Origin of the sequence: Herbaspirillum sp. CF444, from assembly GCF_000282135.1 — a bacterium.
Taxonomy (GTDB): domain Bacteria; phylum Pseudomonadota; class Gammaproteobacteria; order Burkholderiales; family Burkholderiaceae_D; genus Herbaspirillum.
On sequence record NZ_AKJW01000016.1, the window covers coordinates 14,693 to 34,845 of the forward strand.

Here is a 20,153-nt window from a genome sequence, read left to right on the forward strand (position 1 = left end):
CGCCTAAGGTTCCGGGGGTCGTTTTTACCGCCAAGGAGATCCAAAAATGAACATGAAATATCTGACGCTGACCTGTATGCTGACCTCCGTCCTCGGCGTGTGGTCGCCTGCCCAGGCCCAGACCAAAACCCTGTACGTCGGCATGAACGGCGGCACCATGGAAAAGAATTACACCACCGGCATCTTCCCCGATTTCGAGAAGGCCAATAACGTCAAGGTCGTGGTCGTGCCCGGCACCTCGTCGGACATCATCGCCAAGATGCAGGCGCAGAAAGACAAGCCGCAAATGCACGTGGTCTTCCTCGACGACGGCGTGATGTACCGCGCGGTCAACATGAACCTGTGCGAAAAGGTCAGGGACACCCCGGTGCTCAAGGACCTCTACCCGTTCGCGCGCCTGGCCAACGACCAGGCCGTGGCGGTCGACATGGGCGTGGTCGGCATCGGCTACAACAAGAAGATGTTCACGGAAAAGAACTGGCCTGCACCGACTTCGTGGCTGGATTTCGCCGATCCGAAGTACAAGCAGAAGGTGGTGTTCCAGTCCATCTCCAGCAGCACCTTCGGCCTGTACGGCTTCATGATGTACAACCGCCTGGTCGGCGGCACCGACAAGAACGTCGAGCCGGGCTTCAAGAAGTGGCCTACTACGGTCGGTCCCAACGTGCTCGAATACCTGTCGAGCTCGGCCAAGATTTCGGAAATGATCCAAACCAATGAGGCCGCGATCTTCCCGCTGACGGTGACCGCCATCGCCAACCTCAAGGCCAAGGGCATCCCGGCGGAATTCGTCACGCCGAAAGAAGGCGGCGTATTGCTGATGGTCGGCGCCTGTGCGCTCAAGAACAACAGCGAACCCGACCTGTCGCAAAAGCTGATCGAGTATCTGCTGAGCGTGCCGGCGCAAACCAAGGGCATGGAAATGGCCGCTTCGATCCCGGTCAATCGCAACGTCAAGCTGAGCGACGCTGCACAGGCCAAACTCGGCGGCAAGACCGAAGTGCTGACCAAGGGTCTCAACACCATCGACTGGGATGTCGTCAACGAAAAGCGCACCGAGTGGAACAACCGCTGGAACCGCATGGTCGAGCAGTAATCACGCTTAGTCACTATGCTGGCGTCGGGCCTCTGCAGGTCCGACGCGCGCCTTTGATGTCCTCGTTCCATCAGGATTTATCAGGAACCGACGGCGCGCCCGCCGGCCTGTTTCTGTTTTCCTCCCCTCCCGAATTCCGCACACGCCGATGAAACCAGCCTATCGTTTTAACCCCGCGTTTCAGACGCCGCAGGGTTCTCCTATCCGCGAGCTGTTCAAGTACACCCAGCAGCCGGGCATGATCTCGTTTGCCGGCGGCTATCCCTCGCCGGCGCTGTTCGACGCCGATGCACTGGCGCACAGCGGCGCGGCCGTGCTGCGCGAATCGCCGACCGCGTGCCTGCAATACGGCGCGACCGAAGGCGTGCCGGCGCTGACCGAAGCACTGCGCGCGCTCACGCAGCAACGCACCGGCGGCAAGGCGGCGGCGGAAAACCTGCTGGTCACGACCGGCTCGCAACAAGCTTTCGAGCTATTGCTACGCGTGCTGGTCGGCCCCGGCGATTGCGTGGCGATAGAACGACCGGCCTACCCGGCGGCGATCCAGGCGCTGCGGCTGGCCAACGCCGAGATGCTGGAAATTCCCAGCGACGGCGACGGCATGGATACGCAGGCGCTGGAACAATTGCTGCTCGCCGGCGCACGGCCCAAGCTGTTGTATGTCGTGCCGACCTTCGCCAATCCGACCGGGGCGACCCTGCCATCGGTGCGCCGCCGCCATCTGCTGGAGCTGGCGGTGCGCTACCGGATGCTGGTGATTGAAGACGATCCTTACGGCGAACTGCGCTTTGCCGGCGCACCGCAGCCCTTGCTGCTGGAAGTCGCCGACGACGTGCCGGGCGGCGCCGACTGGCTGGTGTATCTGTCGAGCCTGTCGAAGATAGTCGCGCCCGGTTTGCGCATCGGCTGGATGTGCGGCCCCGCCGAAATCCTGCGGCGCGCCGTCATCGCCAAGCAGACCGGCGACCTGTGCACGGCGCCGTGGATGCAACTTGCCGCGGCGCGCTATCTGCGCGACGGCTGCCTCGCGCGGCATCTGCCGACGATCATTGCGACGTACAAGGACCGTTGCGAAACCATGCTGGCATCGCTGCGGGAATGTTTTGGCGAGAGTCTGGAAGTGACCGTGCCGCAAGGCGGCATGTTCATCTGGGCGCGCTGGCGCGACGGCACCGAAGCGACCACGCTATTGCAACAGGCAGTGATCGAAAACGTGATGTATGTGCCGGGCGGCGCCTTCTACGCCAGTGCGGCCGATCCGGCGCGATTGCGCCTGTCGTTCGCCACGGCCTCGCCGGAAGAGATCAGAACCGGGATGACGCGACTGCGGACGGCGCATGGGAAATTGCGGGACAAGTTACAAGATTGAAAAGCACTTGTCGTCCTGACGAACGTCAGGACCCAGCGTCGTATCGACCGTCATGACGCCACTGGGTCCCAGCGTTCGCTGGGACGACGGCAACAAGACAGTAGGTATGCGGCCTAGACGCTGATATTGCCCAGCGTACTGGCGCGATAAGCCGCAACGAAAGTATCGAAATCGCCGGTCTGCATGCGTTCGATCGACTCTTGCTGTTCGATGGAAGTGGCGGCGACGGCTTTGAATTCCGCCGTCAATGCTTCGCTCAGCGGACGCGCACGGAATTGCGCCGCCTGCTCGCTGCTTTGTTTCAACGCAAACGCGGCGAACGAATTGCCCGCTGCGCGTACTTCCCTCACCACGCGCGCCGACGGCGTCAGTTCGACGTCGCGCAGTTTTTCGCGCTGGGCCTGCAAGGCTTGCGCATGTTCTTCACTACCGGCTTGCGCATCAAGCAAGGTCGCAATCGGTTGCATGCGTTCCAGCAATGCCAGCCCCCAGTCCTGCAAACCGATGGACTTGCCTTCCTGTTCCAGCTGCAGGCCGGGGCGGCGCCCTTCCTTGACCACTTTGGCGAAATTGCAGCGGCTTTCGGCGCCGCTTGCATCCGAGGTCAGCGAGCTTTCTTCAAACGCGATGAAATGCAGGAACACGTCGAGGAAACGCGAGGTCTTGAGGCTGATGCCGAGCGGCTCGAAAGGATCGATGTCCATGCAGCGCACTTCGACATATTGGACGCCGCGCGCGGCCAGCGCCTGCACCGGACGTTCGCCGCTGTAGATCACGCGCTTGGGACGGATCGCCGAGTAGTACTCGTTTTCGATCTGCAGGATATTGGTGTTGATCTGCACCCATTCGCCGTCGCGCTTGGTGCCGATTTCCTCATAGGCGGGATACGGCTGGCTGACGGCTTGCGACAGGCTTCTTATATAGCTGTGCAGATTGTTGTAATGCGGCGTGATGTTGGCCTGGGCGTTGCTCTGATAGCCGAGATCACTCATGCGCAGGCTGGTGGCGTAGGGCAAGTAAAGCGTGTCGTCGCTGAGCGTCTCCAGCTTGTGCGGGCGGCCGCGCAGGAAATTGGTCGCCAGCGCCGGCGATGCGCCGAACAGATACATCAGCAGCCAGCTGTAGCGGCGGAAGTTGCGGATCAGCGCAATATAACTTTCTGATTGGTAATCGCGCGCCGAAAACGACGGCTCCACGTTTTGCTCGCGGTCGTCCAGTTCGCGCAATAGCGTCCAGACGCCTTCATTGAGCGAAAAATTGTAATGAATGCCGGCGATGCATTGCATGGTTTTGCCGTAACGCAAGGCCAGGCCGCGGCGGTAGACGTGTTTCAGCGTGCCGATGTGCGAGGTGCCGTACCAGGCGATGGGAATCTCTTCCTCCGGCGGCAGCACGCAAGGCATGGACTCGTTCCACAGCAGCTCGCCGTCCAGGTTGGCGTGGACAAAGCGGTGGATTTCATCGAGCCGCTTGAGCGCGGCGGCGATGTCGTGTTCCGCCGGCGTGATGAATTCCAGCAAGGATTCCGAATAGTCGGTGGTGATCTGCTCGTTGGTCAGCGCCGAACCCAGCACGGCCGGATGCGGCGTGGTCGCCAGCCGTCCCTGCGGGGTCACGCGCAGGGTTTCCCGTTCCACGCCGCGCAAGCCCTGGCCAAGCAGCGCGCGGTTTTCCGGGCTGGCAAAAAGGGCTAAGCGGCGGGTGAGCAGATCGGTCATGCAAGGTCCTCGGGAGTCACTCAATTCGATTGGTTGGCGGAGCATAACCGAAAATTAAAATCCGCGTCGTCGGACGACTCAATCCGCCGACAGTCGTTTTTTGCTCGCATTCAAGTCGCCCGCCCTGTCGTCCCGAGACCTTTATAATGTCGCTTTATTTCCCTCTTTTCAGCCTCAGCCACCATGCCAGCACAATTAATCGACGGTAACCTGCTCTCCCAACAACTGCGCGCCGACGTCGCCAAACGCGCCGCCGCCCTCACCGCCCAGGGCAAACAGCCCGGCCTGGCGGTGATCCTGGTCGGCGACAGCCCGGCGTCCCAGGTGTATGTACGCAACAAGGTCAAGGCCTGCGAAGACAACGGCCTGCATTCGGTGCTGGAAAAGTACGACGCCACGCTGACCGAAGCCGATCTGCTGGCGCGCATCGATGCGCTCAACAAGGATCCGAAGATCAACGGCATCCTGGTGCAATTGCCGCTGCCGGCGCACATCGACGCCCACAAGGTGATCGAAGCGATTGCCGCCGAAAAGGACGTCGACGGTTTCCACGTCAGCAACGCCGGCCTGCTGATGACCGGCCAGCCGCTGTTCCGCCCATGCACGCCCTACGGCGTCATGAAAATGCTGGAATCGATCAATTATCCCGTGCGCGGCGCCAACGCCGTGGTGGTCGGCGCCTCCAACATCGTCGGCAAGCCGCAGGCCATGTTGCTCTTGCAAGCCGGGGCAACCGTCACTATCTGTAATTCCAAGACCCGCGATCTGGGCCACCATACCCGCCAGGCAGATATTCTGGTGGTGGCCACCGGCAAGCGCAACATCGTCACGGCCGACATGGTCAAGCCCGGCGCCGTCGTCATCGATGTCGGCATGAACCGCGACGATAACGGCAAGTTGTGCGGCGATGTGGATTTCGCCAATGCAAAGGAAGTCGCCGGTTACATCACCCCCGTGCCTGGCGGCGTGGGGCCGATGACCATCACCATGTTGCTGGTCAACACTATTGAAGCTGCTGAAAGAACCTGAGTCCACCTATGACCACCACAGATACCACGATCGCCCCCGAGAACAACCCGTTGCTGGACTTTTCCGGCCTGGCGCGCTTCGACGCGATCAAGCCCGAGCACGTCACGCCCGCTGTCGACACCCTGCTGGCCAAGGCCGGCAAGCTGGTCACCGAACTGGAAGCGCCGATGGCGCAGGTGAGCTGGGCCAACTTCGTCGAACCGCTGGAAAACGCCACCGAACAGCTCGGTCGCGCCTGGAGCATCGTCGGCCATCTGAATTCGGTGGTCGACACGCCGGAACTGCGCGCCACCTACAACGAAAACCAGCCTCGCCTGGTCGAGTTCTGGACCGCGCTGGGCCAGAACCTGGCGCTGTTCGAAAAATACAAGGCAGTGCAAACCGGCCCGGAATACGCTTCGCTGTCGGCCGCACGCAAGAAAGTCATCGACAACGCCGTGCGCGACTTCCGCCTGTCGGGCGCCGAACTGCCTGACGACCAAAAGGAGCGTTTCGCCGAGATCCAGGAAAAATCAGCCGCGCTGACCACCCGCTTCTCGGAAAACATCCTCGACGCCACCAACGACTTCGGCCTGTTCGTCGAGAACGAATCCGAGCTGGCCGGCCTGCCTGACGACGTCAAGCAAGCCGCGCGCGCCGCTGCCGAAAAAGACGGTACGCCGGGCTTCAAATTCACCCTGCACTTCCCGTCCTACTTCCCTATCCTGCAATACGCGCACAGCCGCAGCCTGCGCGAGCAGATCTACCGCGCCAACGCCACCAAGGCCTCGGAGCTCGGCGCCAAGCCGGAATGGGACAACACCGCCAACATGCAGGAAATCCTGCAATTGCGTCACGAAGAAGCCTTGATGCTGGGCTTCAAGAACTTCGCCGAATTGTCGCTGGTGCCGAAAATGGCGCAATCGCCGCAAGAAGTCATCGGCTTCCTCGAAGACCTGGGCCGCCGCGCGCGCTCCTATGGAGAAAAGGACTGGGCCGAACTGCGCGCCTTCGCGCACGACGAGCTCGGCCTCGACACGCTCGAAGCCTGGGACATGACCTACGCCGCCGAAAAGCTGCGCGAACAGCGCTACGCCTTCTCCGAACAGGAAGTGAAGCAATACTTCCCGGAACCGAAGGTCGTCGAAGGCCTGTTCCAGGTCATCCAGCGCCTGTTCAACGTCAACATCAAACCCGACAGCGCGCCGGTCTGGCATCCGGACGTCAAGTTCTTCCGCATCGAGCGCGACGGCAAGCTGGTCGGCCAGTTCTACCTCGACCTGTACGCCCGCAACGGCAAACGCGGCGGCGCCTGGATGGACGATGCCCGCGCGCGCCGCATGACCGCCAACGGCGTGCAGACGCCGATCGCTTATCTGGTGTGCAACTTCACCGAACCGATGACCGTCGAAGGCGTCCGGAAGCCGGCGCTGTTCACGCACGACGAAGTGATCACGCTGTTCCACGAATCCGGCCACGGCCTGCACCACATGCTCACGCAAGTCGACGAAGTCGGCGTGTCGGGCATCTCGGGCGTGGAATGGGATGCAGTCGAACTGCCCTCGCAGTTCATGGAAAACTTCTGCTGGGAATGGGACGTACTGCAACACATGACCGCCCACGCCGACACCGGCGCGCCGCTGCCGCGCGAACTGTTCGACAAGATGATCGCGGCCAAAAACTTCCAGTCCGGTCTGCAGATGCTGCGCCAGGTCGAATTCTCGCTGTTCGACATGCACATCCACTACGACTACGACGCTTCCGGCAAGGACAGCGTGCAATCCGTCCTGAATGCCGTGCGCGACAAGTTTGCCGTGATCCGTCCGCCGGAATTCAACCGCTTCCAGCACTCGTTCAGCCACATTTTTGCAGGCGGCTACGCGGCCGGCTATTACAGCTACAAGTGGGCGGAAGTCTTGTCCGCCGACGCTTACAGCGCGTTTGAAGAAGCCGCGGCCAAGGGCGACAACGTGGTCTCGATCGAAACCGGCCTGCGCTTCCAGAAGGAAATCCTGGCGGTCGGCGGTTCGCGTCCGGCGATTGAATCGTTCAAGGCCTTCCGCGGTCGTGAGCCGAGCATCGACGCTCTGCTGCGCCATAGCGGCATGGCGGCGTAATCTGGATTGAAGAGCGGCCCAAGGCCCCTCCATTGAAATTCATCGTCGTCCCAGCGCACGCTGGGACCCAGTGTCGTGACAACGGTCGACACGACACTGGCTCCTGACTTTCGTCAGGACGACGGGTGATGGAGTTGGCGTTTGCTTGTCTCCGCCCCCTTCCCTCGGGATTCACCGCCTTGATGTAACGGCTTTAAATTCCCGCTTCGGGTTTTCCTCACCTCTGGATATGTCTATACTTCGTCCATGACCCGCATCGATTTCCACAGCAACGTCCCCAACAAACTCGCCTACGCCTGCCGCCTGGTGCGCAAGGCGCGCGCCGCGCAATGCAAGATCGTGCTGCTCGGCAAGGATCGCAACGAACTGGCCCAGCTCGATCAGCTGCTGTGGTCGTTCTCGGAACAGGATTTCCTGCCGCACGTGCGCGCCGGCGATCCGCTGGCGGCACAAACGCCGGTGATCCTGACCGACAGCGAAGCCGTGGAGTTGCCGCATCATCATGTGCTGATCAATCTGTCGGGCAACACGCCCGAGCATTTCGCCCGCTTCGAGCGCATGTTCGAGATCATTTCGTCCGACGAAGCCGACAAGGCTGCCGGGCGCGATCGTTACCGCTTCTATAAAGAACGCGGATATCCCTTGAGCCACTTCGTCGCGGATTGAGGCGTAACGCCATGAGCCAGTCCTCCGACAACAGCATCCCGCTCCTGACCGAAGTCATCGCCACGCCGGCTGTGCCGGAAACACCGGCGCCGGGTACGCTGTACTGGGAAGATACGTCCATGCAGCCGCATCAGCCGCATAACGACGGCCGGCAACAAGCTCCCGACTACCATCAGCACTATCAGCCTGACCAGCAAACCTTTCAGCCGCTCCATCAACCCCAGTACCAACCGCTGTATCAGCCGACATACGATGCGCCGCCCGTGCCGGTGCCGGTCAGCCCGCCGCTGCCCGCCGTCGCGCCGGTTCCTACGGAAGAGCAACTCCGGCAAATCCGCCAGGAAATCCAGGACAACATCATGCAAAAGATGCTGGGCCAGGTCGACAACGTCCTGCACCAGCATCTGCAGGACCACCTGGCCGTCATCCTGGACAACATGGCCGACATCCTGAAGACCCGCGTGCGCGCCAGCCTGGAACAGGCGCTGACGGAAAGCGTCACGCAGGCGCTGGCCGAGGAAATGGCGAAGTTCGAAAATCCAAAATATTAAGCTTTTCGTAAAATTATTTTCTTTTTTGAATACATAAAGCCTATTTCTATTTAAAAATAGAAATACAGGCACGCTGATTGCTTACCTAAAAAACCGATTACTTCTTACAATTTCACCCATTCAGGGAATATGTAATCAAGGAGAATGTGATGAAAGTCATCGTATTGGGAGCAGGCATCATCGGCACCGCGTCCGCGTGGTTTTTGAAGCGTGAAGGTTACGACGTTACCGTCATCGATCGCCAACCCGGCGCAGCGCAAGAAACCAGCTTCGCCAACGGCTGCCAGATCTCCGTCTCGCACGCCGAGCCGTGGGCCAATCCTTCCGCTCCGCTCAAAGTCCTGAAATGGCTGGGCAAAGAAGACGCCCCGCTGCTGTATCGCTTCCGTCCCGAATGGCTGCAATGGAAATGGGCCGTCAACTTTCTGCGCGAATGCACGCCGGCGCGCACCGACGCCAACATCCGCCAGATCGTCGCGCTGTGCGAATACAGCCGCCAGACGCTGGTGGCCCTGCGCGCCGAAACCAATATCCAGTACGACCACCTGACCCGCGGCATCCTGCACTTCTACACGGAGGAAAAGGAATTCGAACTGTCGCTGCCGGCCGCCAAGCTGATGCGCGACCTCGGTTGCCAGCGCGATTCCATCAGCGCCGACGAAGTCGTCAAGATCGAACCGGCGCTGGCCGGCATCCGCGACAAGATCGTCGGCGGCGACTTTACCGCCAGCGATGAATCGGGCGACGTCTACAAGCTCACCACAGGCCTGGCGCAAAAGGCGGAAGACGCCGGCGTCGACTTCCAGTTCAACACCACCATCACCCGCCTGCTGACCGAAGGCACCGGCGCTTCCGCCAAGATCACCGGCGTGGAAGTCATCGACGGCGCCGGCCGCCACAAGACCCTGCGCGCCGACAAGTTCGTCGTCGCCATGGGCAGCTTCTCGGAGCCGCTGCTGCGCCCGCTGGGCATCAACCTGCTGCTGTACCCGGGCAAGGGCTATTCGGCCACTTACAAGGTCACCAATCCGGATGCGGCGCCGACCGTTTCGCTGACCGACGACGGCTACAAGCTGGTCGTTTCGCGCCTGGGCGACCGCCTGCGCGTGGCCGGAACCTGCGAGCTGAACGGCTATACCCGCGAACTGAACAGCACCCGTTGCGACGCCATCACGCGCCGCACACGCGAGCTGTTCCCTGACGGTTGCGATTACGACAATCCGGTGTACTGGACCGGCTTGCGCCCGCTGACGCCGTCCAACATCCCCTACGTCGGCAAGACCAAGTTCAGCAACCTGTTCCTCAATACCGGTCACGGCACGCTGGGCTGGACCATGGGTTGCGGTTCGGGTCGCGCCATCGCGGAAATCATTGCCGGACGTCAACCGGAAATCGACTTCGGCTTTACCGGCATGCCGCGCATCGCGCCGGGCAAGCTGGCTGCGCAGCCTGCATAAACGCGTTCAGGCTGCTTACCGATAAAGACCGGGTCCCGTCCAGCGGGCCCGGTCTTTATGTTTTACATTTCTTCACCGATCCGTCGTAAAGCTCCCCAAATCGCCTTGGTGTAGAATCAGGCCCATCCCTTGCGACGAAATCGTCGCATCTCCAGAATATATTCAGGCGTTGATATTGCGCCCGAGGCGCTTATCTATGCGAGATGGCCGTACGTTATAGCCATCATCATGAGGACATTGCAATGAAGTGGGTCGTTGTCGGCATTTATCTTTTTTCCATCTTTTTCATCCATTTCCGCGGAAAGGTGAGACTGCCGTTTTTCCGGCAATTCTTCGACCATTCCTCGATCATGGCGCCGATCAATCTGTTCATGTACGCCTTCTCGCGCGTGCCGGCGGTGCCGTATCCGGCCGTCAAGGATTTCCCCAACCTGCACCTGCTTGACGACAACTGGGAAACCATCAAGGCCGAGGCCGTCAACCTGCAAAACATCTCCAAGATCAAGGCTGCGGAAAAGAACGACGACGCCGGCTTCAACTCCTTCTTCAAGGCCGGCTGGAAGCGCTTCTACCTGAAGTGGTACGACGCCAGCCATCCGTCGGCCGAACAGTTCTGCCCCAAGACCGTCGAAATCCTGCGCAACATTCCTTGCGTCAAGGCCGCGATGTTCGCCGAACTGGCGCCGGGCGGCACGCTCAATCCGCACCGCGATCCCTACGCCGGCTCGCTGCGCTATCACCTGGGCTTGGTCACGCCCAACGACGACCGTTGCTTCATCGAAGTCGACGGCCAGCGCTACAGCTGGCGCGACGGCAAGAGCGTGGTGTTCGACGAAACCTTCATTCACTGGGCGCAAAACGGCGCCGACACCAATCGCATCATCCTGTTCTGCGACGTCGAGCGTCCGTTGCGTTATCGCTGGGCGCAAACCATCAACAAGTGGCTCGGCAAGACCATGATGACCGCCGCCAGCTCGCCGAACGAAACCGGCGACCAGACCGGTCGCATCAACAAGCTGTTCCGCTTCGTCTGGATTGCCGGTCAATACCGCCGCAAGTTCAAGAACTGGAATCGCAACGCCTATCGCGCGACCAAGTTCGGTCTCATCATCGCCGTGGCGCTCGCCATCATTTATCTGTAATTTCCTTCCTGCCGACGCGCCGTCAGCGACACGGCGCGTCTCTCTTCCTGCAAGTTTTCCCGCACCTTAAAAAAAGGAATCGCATCCCGCCGGCTGATGCACTGCAGCAGTACACATGCACGTTGCCGGCAGCAACAGCCGAAATGCGTAAATAGTTTCTGCCGGCACAATCATTGCCTGTCGTCGGCACGGAAACGCATCCGCATCCTTCGCACAAAATGGTAAATCCAGCCTGGAAATTTCACCTCGACAACGTCTCAGGCGAGACGTTGAGTACCATGCCGGCATGGACAAGGCGACGCTCACGGCAACAACATTTCCATTCGGAAATGAAAGAAAATTTTTCCTGACGATTTGTGTTAACTCAATAGCTGTTCTGTAAAGCTGAGTGTAGAATCCCGAGATTCCCGGCTTGATTCATGGCTTGATTCTTGCGTAATGTTCTTATGCATTCTATGAATGGTAAAGCCAACGAGAACGCGTTTATCGTGTTCCACAGAGTACCCACTAGACATAGAACAATGTGCTCACGCAGGAGTCGACATCCGGATGATGAAACTGCTTCTAAAGAACCTGGTAGATATCACGGCGCAACGTGAAAACACGCGTCTTGCCGGATCCGTCATCACGGCCCTGCATCAACTGACCAAAGTCCGCCAGATCCGCGTGCACGACATTTTTGCACTGCGCGATGAGTTGTTCGTTCAGGAAAAAATGTTCCTCGACGAGGGGCATCTGAGCACCATCGCCGAACACACCGACGACGATCCCAAAGAACCGCTGAGCAACTTCCCCGCCATCGCGGAATGCATGCGCCAGCACAAGAACGAACACTACGAAATCGTCGCCGACGGCACGCACGTGCTGTGGCTGCCGGTGTGGCTGCACGGCAAGGTCAACACCTGCATCGAAATCCGTCACCCGCACGCCTACGACGCGGCCATGCGCGAAATGATCGACGGCGTCTTCGCGATTTACTGCAACTATCAGAGCCTGCTCGATTACAGCGAGCGCGACGCCCTCACCGGCCTGTTCAACCGCAAGACCTTCGACGAACAGTTCTCGCGCCACGCCTTCGCCATCGCGCCGCATGAGGCGCACTCGGTAGACAACAACGAACGCCGTCATTCGGGCGACGCCAAATCGCACTGGCTGGCGGTCGTCGACATCGACCACTTCAAACAGGTCAACGACCAGTACGGCCACCTCTACGGCGATGAAGTGCTGATCCTGGTCGCCAACATCCTGCGCACTTCGTTCCGTTCGCATGATCGTATTTTCCGCTTCGGTGGCGAAGAATTCGTCATCCTGCTGCGCTCGACGACGGTGGACGACGCGCGCAAGATTTTCGACCGCTTCCGCCAGCACGTGCAGGACTATGATTTCCCGCAAGTCGGCAACGTCACCGTCAGCCTCGGCTTCGTCGGCATCTCGCACGAAACGCCGGTGGTCATCCTCGGCCATGCCGATCAGGCCCTGTATCACGCCAAGGAAAACGGCCGCAACCGCATCTGCTACTACGAAGAGCTGGTGACTTCCGGCGTGCTCAGCCCGGAAATTTCGACGAATGACATCGTCGAATTCTTCTAAAAATCCCACCCGATTTTTGATTGATGAAAGCCTGCGGGAAGGTCATGCATCCGCTGCATAACCTGTGCAATCCCATGCCGTAAAAGCATGGGACATCGCCGGCACACTTCCGTAAGATTCCCGTGTGCCATTACCAAAACGCAAAATGATTGGCACGCATGTCGCCGTTATGCGCATCAAGTGACTTTCATGACCGATCGCAACGGCGCGACCATCCAATGATCTAATGATTGCTCAGGAGACCTTCATGCAACATCAGAAGCTGAAACAACTCGGTGGCGTACTGCTGCTGTCCGCCGCCATGTCGCTGTCCGCACAGGCGCAAGAAAAGAAAGCCAACGTCGTCGTCATCGGCACCGGCGGCACCATTGCCGGCGCCGGCGCCTCGAGCGTCAATACCGCGGCCTATCAATCGGCGGTCGTCCCGGTCGACAAGATCATCGCCGCCGTCCCTGAAATCGCGAAGATCGCCAACGTGCGCGGCGAACAGATCTTCCAGATCGGCAGCGAAAGCTTCAACGACGAGCGCCTGCTGAAACTGGGCAAGCGCGTCTCCGAACTGCTCAAGCAGAATGACGTCGACGGCATCGTCATCACCCACGGCACCGACACCATCGAAGAAACCGCCTATTTCCTCAACCTGACCCTCAAGAGCAGCAAACCCGTCGTGGTGGTCGGTTCCATGCGTCCGGGCACGGCGCTGGGCGCGGACGGCGCGCTGAACCTGTACGACGCGGTGCTGGTCGCCTCCAGCAAGGAAGCGGCGGGCAAAGGCACGCTGGTGGTCATGAACGACGAGATCCATTCCGGCCGCGACGTCACCAAGACCAACTCGTTCAAGGTCGAAACCTTCCGCTCGCCCTACGGCCCGCTGGGCTACGTGGTCGAAGGCAAGCTGATGTTCTACCGTTTGCCGGCGCGTCCGCACACCACGCAGACCGAGTTCGACATCGACAAGATCAACAGCCTGCCGCGCGTGGACGTGGTCTACAACTACGGCAACGTCAGCCGCGCCGCGTATGACGCCTTCGTCACCGCCGGCGCCAAGGCCATCATTCATGACGGCACCGGCAACGGCAGCGTCGCCGAACAGATCGTCCCGGTCCTGCAGGAAGTGCGCAGCAAGGGCCTGCAAGTGGTCCGCGCAACACGCACCGGCAGCGGCGTCGTGATCCGCAACGGCGAACAGAACGACGACAAGTTCGACTGGGTGGTCACCGACGACCAGAACGCCCAGAAAGCCCGCATCCTGACCGCGCTGGCGCTGACCAAGACCAACGACAGCAAGGAACTGCAAAAGATTTTGTGGAAGTATTGATTGCGGATGTGCGTACCAAATTTACTGTGTGACCTCTGGAGGCAATCTCTGTAGTTCATTTCTGCAGCAGTAAATAAAAAGCCGTTCAGTGCAAACTGAACGGCTTTTTTCTTTGTCCGGCTGAACCGCGATGTTTATTTCAACTTCATGCGCTGGCGCAGATAAGCGATCACGCCCGGCAGAATCGACAACACCACGATCGCCAGGATCAGCAGGCTGAGATTCTGCTTCACCACCGGCAGATTGCCGAAGAAATAACCCGCATACGAGAAGCTCGCCACCCACAGGATGCCGCCGATCACGTTATAGGCGAAGAAGCGCGGGTAGGTCATGGCGCCGACGCCGGCGACGAACGGCGCGAAAGTGCGCACGATGGGCGCGAAGCGCGCGATGATCACGGTCTTGCCGCCGTGGCGCTCGTAGAAGGCATGGGTTTTATCCAGATATTCGCGCTTGAAGATCCTTGAGTTCGGATTGTCGAACACCTTCAGGCCGATGGCCTTGCCGATCTGATAGTTCACGCTGTCGCCAAGGATGGCGGCAACGATCAGCGTCAGCACCATCAGGTGGATGTCGAACGCGCCGGTGGCGGCAATCGCACCGGTGACGAAGAGCATCGAATCGCCCGGCAGGATGGGCGTCACCACCAGGCCGGTTTCCGCAAAGATGATCAGGAACAGGATCAGGAACAGCCACGGACCGTAGGAAACGGCCATTTCGGCCAGGTGCCGATCGATGTGAACAATGAAGTCAACCAGAAATAGAAGAAAATCCATGGAGCCCGCCAGAAAGAGGAACAAGGGAAAACGCGCATTGTATCAATAGCCGCGTTTCCACCCTGCAATCCGGCGCTGGAAATGATGCCGAAGAACAGATGCGTCAACCCGCCATCACGGCGCAAACTGTTTATACAATTTATCGGCGATATCGAACAAGGCATCGTTGGCCTTGGCGCTGGAGATATTGGTCACGACCACCATGGCGAAATCCTTCCCGGGGCTGAACCAGATATGCGCCAGGTTCTTCTGGTTGGAACCGCCGTGGAAAACCAGCGGCTGCGGCGACCAGTCGGTCGTCACGATCACCCAGCCCAGCCCGTACTTGCCGCTGGACGGCGTTCCCGGCGCCGGGTTTTTCGCCGACGGCATGTCGACGACCGCCGTATGCAGGAGCTTCAGCGTTTCCGGCTTCAGCAAGGAGGGACCGCGCTTGCCTTCGCCGGCATTCCAGCCGGCCCAGCGCGCGAAGTCGAGCACTGACATATGCGCCAGGCCTGTGGGACCGATGATCTGCGGATTGTCGTCGCCCGGCCCCGCCATGAAGGCCTTGATCTTGCCGTCGTCGAGGATGCCATGCCCGAGCGCCGCATCGATGCGGCCCAGAGTCGCTTGCGAGCCGAGTCCGGCGGTTTTCAGTTCCAGCGGATCGAAGATCCATTCGCGGATCAGTTCTTCCCAGCTCTTTTTGGCGACGCGCTCGATCATCGCGCCGGCCACGGTGTAACCCATGTTGGAATAGGCGAAGCGCTGTCCCGGCGGCGCCTGCAGCGGCTTGCTCATCCATTGCTCCAGCAGCCAGTAGCGCAGGTCGTCGAGGTTGCCCTCTTCAAACGTCGACTTGGCCAGCAACTCGACGAACTCCGCATTGTCGGCCGGAATGCCGGAGGTATGCGACAACAGCTGGCTGATCGTGATGCTGCGGAAACCCGCATCCATTTGCGGCGCCAGTTCGGGAAAGACCTCGCCGATGGTCGTCGCCCACGTCATGTCGCCGCGATCGACCAGCATGCCGGCCAGCGTCGCCGTGAATGCCTTGGTGTCGGAACCGATATGAAAACGGTCATTCACCGTCACCGGGATGCCGGAGCCGAACTTGCGCTCGCCCACCGCGCCGGCGCTGACGATCTTGCCGTCCTTGACCACGGCTGCGGCCACGGCGGGCAGACGATATTGCTCCAGATAGGGTTTCAGCATGTCGTCCAGCGACGTCTGCGCGTGCGACAGCGACGGCGCCATTGCGGCGGCGGCAAGGACAGATAAAAAAGCCGCGCGACCGATGATCTTGCGCAGCCCGCTCTTGTTGAATAAAGCCATGAAGTTCCCTCGCCTGAATATATTGTTTTCACCGAGAGGGTACACGATCCCGCGTGTCGCCGTCTTGCCGAAACCTTGCTCCGGAATCGCACGCGCCTCCCTGAACACCGTGTCAGCCCGCCATGACAAACGCCTACACAAACTTACGCTTCTTTACCGGCCGCCACCATCAACGTCCGTCGTCGCCGGTCGATATAGCACTTGTCTGACATGCAGGAAATGCGCCGTTGCATCTGCAGCGGCATTGGCGACGGCGCCTGCAGCCGTCATGTGAAGAAAGAGTGATGAAGGAGATGACTATGCGACTGAAACTGATAGCCGGGCTGAGCGCCGCATTCCTGTTTTTACTGATGGCCTTCGCCACGCACTACAAGATTCGCCTGGAGCAGCTGGAGCAAAGCACCGGCATCCTGGAACTGCTGGCCGCGGGAATACCGCTGCTGAGCCTCTTGCTGGCTAGCTGCTTCAGTCGCACGCCTGCACCGCAAGACAAGCGTCAAACTAAGCATCAGGCAAACCGTCCCCGGCAAGAATCATCTGCGCGGCGCTGAGCAGGTCGCCCGACAGGCCGGCGCGCGCCTGCTCCGGCGACTTGTCCTGCAAGCCCTTGAGCAGCGCCGCATGGTGCACCAGCGCCGGCGCTTCCGACAGGCGGCGCGAACCGGCGCGCAGGTCGAGGTTGATCACCGGCCCGACCTGCAGCCACAGGCTTTCGATCAGGCCGACCAGCGTCGCCATGCCTGATCCTTCATAGGCGGCGAAGTGCAATTGCTTGTTGAGGCGGATGATGAGGTCGACGTTGGGTTTCTTGCGATGCATCTCGACGCACAGCGTGTCGTGCAAGTCCGAGACTTGCCGCAAGCCTTCGGCGGAAATGTTCTGCGCGGCGTGCTCGACCGCCAGGCCTTCCAGCGCCAGGCGGATCTTCAGCAGCTCGCGGAATTTGTCCTTGGTCATCAGCGGCACGCGCACGGCGCGATTGGGCAGGATTTCCAGCGCCCCTTCCGCCGCCAGTTGGCGAATCGCTTCGCGCACCGGCATCTGACTGGTGCCCAAGGCCTCCGACAGACTCTTCAAGGTCAGTTTTTGACCGGGGCGGACTTGCCCTGCCAGCAGCAGCTCGCGCAAATCCTCATACACGCGCTGCGACAGCGTGGCGTGCGTGATTTTGCGCATTTGCGAAAGGTCCGCAAGTATCGTGTGTTCCATGTCCCCGGTTTCTCGCTTGAAACCATTTCATCCGTGCCGATGAAATGCATCTGTTATTCAAAATTGTCGCGGATTATAGCAGTCGCGCTTTTCCGCCCTGTCTGCCGAATGCAGCGCCACACTTCCCTTTGCGGCGATTTCCCATGCGACTGCCCCCCTTCTTCTGGCGCACCGGCATGACGTCGGGCAACATTCCTTGCTGCTGCATCGCCGGTTGACACACCTTGATTCTATCGAATACATTTGATCACATGTCAAATAAATGACATAAAAAAGAGGCTGTTGCAAAAAACACGGACGGAGACAAGCCGGCTTGTTCAAGCCGGACGGACCTTTCCCCTTCTGCAAACAAGCGCTCATATAAGAAAGCAAGCCGCGGCAGGTGGCGGCTTCCATCGAGACACCCGGCTCGCGCCGGACCATTAGGAGGTTTGCACCATGGAGCAAGACGATAACAAAGTTGGCAGCCGGATCCTGTCGCCTGGCCGTCGCACCATTTTGAAAGCAGGCGCGGTCGCCGCCACTACTTCGGCGCTGGGCTTCCCCGCCATCGTCAAGGCGCAGTCGGACAAAATCATCATCGGCCACCTGACCCCGCGCACCGGCTTCCTCGGCCCCTTGGGCGAATACGCCGTCATGAGCATCACGCTGGCAGTGGAAGAACAGAACAAGGCCGGCGGCCTGCTGGGTCGCCAACTCACCCTGATTTCGGAAGACTCGGTCAATCCGCCGACCGCTTCCTCCAAGGCGCAACGCCTGCTGGAACGCGACGGCGCCGCCGTGCTGATCGGCGAGATCTCGTCCGCTTCAGCGCTGGGCATCGCGCAAGTCGCGCAACGCAACAAGAAGCTCTTCATGAATACCGGCTGCAACTCCGACGAGCTGCGCGGCAAGAGCTGCAACAAGTACATGTTCCACATCGAGGCCGCCAACTCGACCTACGTCAAGGCCTGCGGCCGTTCGCTGCTGCACGACAACCTGATCAAGGGCAAGAAGCTGTACGCGCTGTCGGCCGACTATGCCTTCGGCCACGACCTGCTGCGCGCCGCCAAATCCTTCGTCTCCGCCAACGGCGGCACGATCGCCAATGACGAGCTGGTGCCGACCGACGCCACCGACTTCAGCCCTTACCTGCTGAAGATCCGCCAGGCCAAACCCGACCTGGTCATCTCCAATCTCGCCGGCAACCAGATCACCAACTTCATCAAACAGTATTCGGAATTCGGCCTGCCCTTCCCGATCGCCGGTTTCGGTTTCGACACCGCCGTCGCATGGGGCGCAGGCGCCGACAATTTTGCCGGGACCTGGCCGACCACCTGGCACCACGACGTCAACGCGCCGTCGGCCAAGGCTTTCGTCGCCGCCTTCACCAAGAAATTCGGCAAACCGCCGGAGAACCAGGCCTGGGGCGAATACGTCGCCTTCCGCTCCATCGTGCAAGCCGTCACTGAAACCAAATCGCTCGACACCGCCAGGCTGATCGAGTACTTCGAAAAGGGCGCGCCCATCGATGCACTGAAGGCGCGCAAGGGCACTTATCGCGCGTGGGATCACCAGTTGCTGCAAGAGATGTACACGGTCACGCCCAAGCCGAAGGCGCAGATCAAGGACAAGTGGGACTTCATGTTGCTGGGGGCATCGGTGCCGGGACCGAGCGAGTCGCTGGAGGTATTGGCGCCGACGATGCAAGAGAACGCCTGCACCTTCACCTAAGCCGTCACCTACTCTCCGTCGCTCCAGCGAACGCTGGAGCCCAGTGTCTTTTCACTCACCGCCATCGGTGTAACGACACTGGGTCCCAGCATTCGCCGGGACGACGGCGAATGATCGTGCATCTCCGTTTTTTCCTGTCCTCCACTCCGGAGCAGCAATGCAAATCGTTTTCCTGTTGGAACAAATCCTCAACGGCATTCTCGTCGGCGGGTACTACCTGCTGATCGCGCTCGGGCTGTCGCTGATTTTCAGCCTCGGCGGCGTGGTCAACCTGGCGCACGGCGCCTTCTATGCCATCGGCGCCTACCTCGCGGTGGAAATCACCAAATACCTCGGCTTCGGCGGCGCATTGATTCTGTCCCCTTTGCTGGTGGCGCTGATCGGCATCCTGTTCGAGCGCTTCCTGCTGCGCAGATTTTATTCGGCCGATCCCATCCTCGGGCTGCTGCTGACCTTCGGGCTGGCGATGGTGGCGGAACAGGTCATCCGCATCTTCTGGGGCGCGTCGCCGCTGCCGGCGTCGATCCCGCCGGCCTTCAAGGGCCAGATCATGGTCGGCGATTTCATGTATTCCAAATACCGCCTGCTGATGCTGGCGGCCGTCGTGGTCGCGCTGACGCTGATCTGGCTGCTGCTCAACAAGACCTCGTTCGGCCGCGTGGTGCGCGCCGGCGTGCAAAAGCCCGACATGGTGGCGGTGCTGGGCATCAAGCTGCAACCCTACATGACCGCCATCGTGATGCTGGGCGTCGGTCTCGCCGCACTGGCCGGCGTGCTGTTCGCGCCGATCTCCGGCGTGCATCCGGCCATGGGCGCGGAAATCATGACCGCCGCTTTCGTGGTGGTGGTGATCGGCGGGCTCGGCAGCTTCTGGGGCGTGGTGCTGGCGGCCTTGCTGGTGGGCGTGGTGCGCGGCATCACGATCCAGTTCTATGCGCCGGCCGGCGAAGCATCGATGTATCTGCTGATGCTGCTGGTGTTGATCTTCCGTCCGCGCGGCCTGCTAGGCGAACGCATCGAACGTTTTGAATGAGAGCGGCTGAAAAAAGCCGCTGGCGGCGTTACGCCGCCTTGCCGTACCTCCGTACTGTCTGCGTCGGCGTGCC

General features: G+C 60.4%; 17 protein-coding genes. 13 read left to right on the forward strand and 4 right to left on the reverse strand.

What is annotated here, in order from left to right; translation table 11 throughout:
• Window positions 1-46 precede the first annotated feature (46 nt).
• Both PMI16_RS02810 and PMI16_RS02815 read left to right on the forward strand, forming a co-directional pair.
• The gene (locus PMI16_RS02810) at window positions 47-1,096 is read left to right on the forward strand and encodes an ABC transporter substrate-binding protein (protein WP_007876216.1); all 1,050 of its coding nucleotides are present in this window, start codon (window positions 47-49) and stop codon (window positions 1,094-1,096) included.
• Window positions 1,097-1,244: 148 nt separating this feature from the next.
• Window positions 1,245-2,465, forward strand: a complete 1,221-nt coding sequence (locus PMI16_RS02815; protein ID WP_007876217.1) for an aminotransferase-like domain-containing protein — start codon at window positions 1,245-1,247, stop codon at window positions 2,463-2,465.
• A gap of 113 nt (window positions 2,466-2,578) precedes the next feature.
• On the opposite strand, the gene gshA is transcribed toward PMI16_RS02815, so the two are convergent.
• Window positions 2,579-4,183, reverse strand: coding sequence for a glutamate--cysteine ligase (gene gshA, locus PMI16_RS02820; RefSeq protein WP_007876218.1), 1,605 nt, complete (start codon window positions 4,181-4,183; stop codon window positions 2,579-2,581).
• Window positions 4,184-4,366: 183 nt separating this feature from the next.
• Between gshA and folD the strand changes: the two genes are divergently transcribed.
• From folD to PMI16_RS02860, 8 genes are all read left to right on the forward strand, one after another.
• Window positions 4,367-5,212 carry a bifunctional methylenetetrahydrofolate dehydrogenase/methenyltetrahydrofolate cyclohydrolase FolD gene (gene folD, locus PMI16_RS02825; protein ID WP_007876219.1) on the forward strand — a complete coding sequence of 282 codons (846 nt, stop codon included), beginning with the start codon at window positions 4,367-4,369 and terminating at the stop codon, window positions 5,210-5,212.
• Between the two features lie 8 nt (window positions 5,213-5,220).
• Window positions 5,221-7,308: a M3 family metallopeptidase gene (locus tag PMI16_RS02830; protein WP_007876220.1), complete on the forward strand. Its 2,088-nt coding sequence runs from the start codon at window positions 5,221-5,223 to the stop codon at window positions 7,306-7,308.
• A gap of 246 nt (window positions 7,309-7,554) precedes the next feature.
• Complete coding sequence (locus tag PMI16_RS02835; RefSeq protein WP_007876221.1) at window positions 7,555-7,974, forward strand: DNA polymerase III subunit chi; 420 nt, start codon at window positions 7,555-7,557, stop codon at window positions 7,972-7,974.
• 11 nt (window positions 7,975-7,985) lie between these two features.
• Entirely contained in the window at window positions 7,986-8,525 is a 540-nt protein-coding gene (locus tag PMI16_RS02840; RefSeq protein WP_007876222.1) for a hypothetical protein, read from the forward strand.
• A gap of 149 nt (window positions 8,526-8,674) precedes the next feature.
• Window positions 8,675-9,982, forward strand: a complete 1,308-nt coding sequence (locus PMI16_RS02845; protein ID WP_007876223.1) for a D-amino acid dehydrogenase — start codon at window positions 8,675-8,677, stop codon at window positions 9,980-9,982.
• 242 nt (window positions 9,983-10,224) lie between these two features.
• A complete protein-coding gene (gene lpxO / locus PMI16_RS02850) occupies window positions 10,225-11,124 on the forward strand; it encodes a lipid A hydroxylase LpxO (protein WP_007876224.1) in 900 nt (299 codons plus the stop codon).
• Between the two features lie 549 nt (window positions 11,125-11,673).
• On the forward strand, window positions 11,674-12,714 hold the full coding sequence (locus tag PMI16_RS02855) for a GGDEF domain-containing protein (protein ID WP_007876225.1): 1,041 nt from the start codon (window positions 11,674-11,676) through the stop codon (window positions 12,712-12,714).
• 247 nt (window positions 12,715-12,961) lie between these two features.
• Entirely contained in the window at window positions 12,962-14,032 is a 1,071-nt protein-coding gene (locus PMI16_RS02860; protein WP_007876226.1) for an asparaginase, read from the forward strand.
• A 134-nt stretch (window positions 14,033-14,166) separates the two neighbouring features.
• On the opposite strand, the gene PMI16_RS02865 is transcribed toward PMI16_RS02860, so the two are convergent.
• Both PMI16_RS02865 and PMI16_RS02870 read right to left on the reverse strand, forming a co-directional pair.
• Complete coding sequence (locus PMI16_RS02865; RefSeq protein WP_007876227.1) at window positions 14,167-14,808, reverse strand: DedA family protein; 642 nt, start codon at window positions 14,806-14,808, stop codon at window positions 14,167-14,169.
• Between the two features lie 114 nt (window positions 14,809-14,922).
• Entirely contained in the window at window positions 14,923-16,125 is a 1,203-nt protein-coding gene (locus PMI16_RS02870) for a serine hydrolase domain-containing protein (RefSeq protein ID WP_007876228.1), read from the reverse strand.
• Window positions 16,126-16,424: 299 nt separating this feature from the next.
• Between PMI16_RS02870 and PMI16_RS02875 the strand changes: the two genes are divergently transcribed.
• On the forward strand, window positions 16,425-16,676 hold the full coding sequence (locus PMI16_RS02875; RefSeq protein WP_007876230.1) for a hypothetical protein: 252 nt from the start codon (window positions 16,425-16,427) through the stop codon (window positions 16,674-16,676).
• Here PMI16_RS02875 and PMI16_RS02880 read toward each other — a convergent pair.
• Window positions 16,627-17,334: a GntR family transcriptional regulator gene (locus tag PMI16_RS02880; RefSeq protein ID WP_034378994.1), complete on the reverse strand. Its 708-nt coding sequence runs from the start codon at window positions 17,332-17,334 to the stop codon at window positions 16,627-16,629. The genes PMI16_RS02875 and PMI16_RS02880 overlap by 50 nt on opposite strands.
• Before the next feature lie 438 nt (window positions 17,335-17,772).
• Between PMI16_RS02880 and PMI16_RS02885 the strand changes: the two genes are divergently transcribed.
• Together PMI16_RS02885 and PMI16_RS02890 are read left to right on the forward strand one after the other, a co-directional pair.
• Window positions 17,773-19,047, forward strand: a complete 1,275-nt coding sequence (locus PMI16_RS02885) for an ABC transporter substrate-binding protein (protein WP_007876233.1) — start codon at window positions 17,773-17,775, stop codon at window positions 19,045-19,047.
• A 157-nt stretch (window positions 19,048-19,204) separates the two neighbouring features.
• Complete coding sequence (locus PMI16_RS02890; protein WP_007876235.1) at window positions 19,205-20,080, forward strand: branched-chain amino acid ABC transporter permease; 876 nt, start codon at window positions 19,205-19,207, stop codon at window positions 20,078-20,080.
• Window positions 20,081-20,153: the final 73 nt, after the last annotated feature.

Excerpts from the sequence above, each read along its gene's own strand:
- PMI16_RS02810 (WP_007876216.1), top strand. The coding sequence starts at position 47 with ATGAACATGAAATATCTGACGCTGACCTGTATGCTGACCTCCGTCCTC.
- PMI16_RS02815 (WP_007876217.1), top strand. The coding sequence starts at position 1,245 with ATGAAACCAGCCTATCGTTTTAACCCCGCGTTTCAGACGCCGCAGGGT.
- gshA (WP_007876218.1), bottom strand. The coding sequence starts at position 4,183 with ATGACCGATCTGCTCACCCGCCGCTTAGCCCTTTTTGCCAGCCCGGAA.
- folD (WP_007876219.1), top strand. The coding sequence starts at position 4,367 with ATGCCAGCACAATTAATCGACGGTAACCTGCTCTCCCAACAACTGCGC.
- PMI16_RS02830 (WP_007876220.1), top strand. The coding sequence starts at position 5,221 with ATGACCACCACAGATACCACGATCGCCCCCGAGAACAACCCGTTGCTG.
- PMI16_RS02835 (WP_007876221.1), top strand. The coding sequence starts at position 7,555 with ATGACCCGCATCGATTTCCACAGCAACGTCCCCAACAAACTCGCCTAC.
- PMI16_RS02840 (WP_007876222.1), top strand. The coding sequence starts at position 7,986 with ATGAGCCAGTCCTCCGACAACAGCATCCCGCTCCTGACCGAAGTCATC.
- PMI16_RS02845 (WP_007876223.1), top strand. The coding sequence starts at position 8,675 with ATGAAAGTCATCGTATTGGGAGCAGGCATCATCGGCACCGCGTCCGCG.
- lpxO (WP_007876224.1), top strand. The coding sequence starts at position 10,225 with ATGAAGTGGGTCGTTGTCGGCATTTATCTTTTTTCCATCTTTTTCATC.
- PMI16_RS02855 (WP_007876225.1), top strand. The coding sequence starts at position 11,674 with ATGATGAAACTGCTTCTAAAGAACCTGGTAGATATCACGGCGCAACGT.
- PMI16_RS02860 (WP_007876226.1), top strand. The coding sequence starts at position 12,962 with ATGCAACATCAGAAGCTGAAACAACTCGGTGGCGTACTGCTGCTGTCC.
- PMI16_RS02865 (WP_007876227.1), bottom strand. The coding sequence starts at position 14,808 with ATGGATTTTCTTCTATTTCTGGTTGACTTCATTGTTCACATCGATCGG.
- PMI16_RS02870 (WP_007876228.1), bottom strand. The coding sequence starts at position 16,125 with ATGGCTTTATTCAACAAGAGCGGGCTGCGCAAGATCATCGGTCGCGCG.
- PMI16_RS02875 (WP_007876230.1), top strand. The coding sequence starts at position 16,425 with ATGCGACTGAAACTGATAGCCGGGCTGAGCGCCGCATTCCTGTTTTTA.
- PMI16_RS02880 (WP_034378994.1), bottom strand. The coding sequence starts at position 17,334 with ATGGAACACACGATACTTGCGGACCTTTCGCAAATGCGCAAAATCACG.
- PMI16_RS02885 (WP_007876233.1), top strand. The coding sequence starts at position 17,773 with ATGGAGCAAGACGATAACAAAGTTGGCAGCCGGATCCTGTCGCCTGGC.
- PMI16_RS02890 (WP_007876235.1), top strand. The coding sequence starts at position 19,205 with ATGCAAATCGTTTTCCTGTTGGAACAAATCCTCAACGGCATTCTCGTC.